Source organism: Oleiphilus sp. HI0128, assembly GCF_001635365.1.
Map to the genome: position 1 here is coordinate 1 of NZ_LWGG01001117.1, position 1,073 is coordinate 1,073.

Genomic DNA, 1,073 nt, shown 5'->3' on the forward strand with positions numbered 1-1,073 from the left:
ACATCTTCGTTTGGATAATCCCGCGAAGCACGTGGAGAGCAGCTTTGCACCTTACCTGCTAAGTCATGACGATCATGTTCATCATCAGCATTCCAGTGGTTCTCAAGACCATGAGGAGCTTGCTACTGAGCATGCATTTGAGTCTTTGTGTGAAGCTTGTCTGATTGTTTCTTCCCTTACTGGCTGTGTACCGAGTGATGTCTTTTCCGGTTTAGTCTCTGTAGGCCTTAGCTATAAACGGCCCGGTCAGCAGGATGAATCAAACCATACACACCTTAGCTTTCTCGCTAGAGCGCCACCTTTTAAGGCTTAGTTTTTATTTCTAAAGTCTTATTATTTTATTGTGCGTCAGCACAGCGTTTTAATGTGGAGTTATGTATGAAGAACTACCTGGTTCAGTGTTTATTTGTTTGTTTAGTTATTTCCCTTTCTAGTCGTGTAGCGATTGCCTTTGAAGAAGAGCATGAAGCCCATGAACATGGTCATGCAACATTGACGGTGGTTCAGGAAAAGGACGAGTTGCAGATGGTGTTTAAGTCACCTGCGATGAATATTGTTGGTTTTGAACACCAGCCTAATACCGCTGAACAGAAGGCAAAAGTCGAAGCAGCTGAGGGCATTCTTAAAGATGCTAAGCGCTTATTTCAATTGAGCTCGAGTGCTGGTTGCGAATTGGAGCATGTAACGGTTTCTTCTGCGCTATTGTCAGGAGCGCATAAGGGGCATTATGACGAGCATCATGAGGACCACGATGACGAGCATCACGATGAACATGATGATCACCACGAAGCATCACATAGTGAGTTTGAAGCTGAGTATCATTTCGAGTGTAAAAATATCGCGGCACTGAAAGATGTAAAGGTTAGCTTGTTTGAACTCTTCAATTCTCTTCAGGAGGTTGAAGCACAGGTTATTTCAAGCGCAGGTCAGAGCTTACAGGAGCTTGATCACCGTAAAACGAGTATTACGTTCTAATATGGATGCTAAACAAGTACTGTTGAAAGTAGACAACTTACGCTTCCGCTGGCCTTCGGGCCAGCGGGATGTTCTCGATATCCCCAAGTTTGAAGTGC

2 protein-coding genes are annotated in these 1,073 nt (G+C 44.3%); both read left to right on the forward strand.

The genetic code is table 11. The features are described 5' to 3' along the window. Positions 1–313: hypothetical protein (locus A3763_RS28890; protein ID WP_197482980.1), on the forward strand; the 313-nt coding region annotated here is incomplete at its 5' end. Positions 314–378: 65 nt separating this feature from the next. After that, the gene (locus A3763_RS19020; protein WP_068633879.1) at positions 379–975 is read left to right on the forward strand and encodes a DUF2796 domain-containing protein; all 597 of its coding nucleotides are present in this window, start codon (positions 379–381) and stop codon (positions 973–975) included. The last annotated feature ends 98 nt before the right edge of the window (positions 976–1,073 follow it).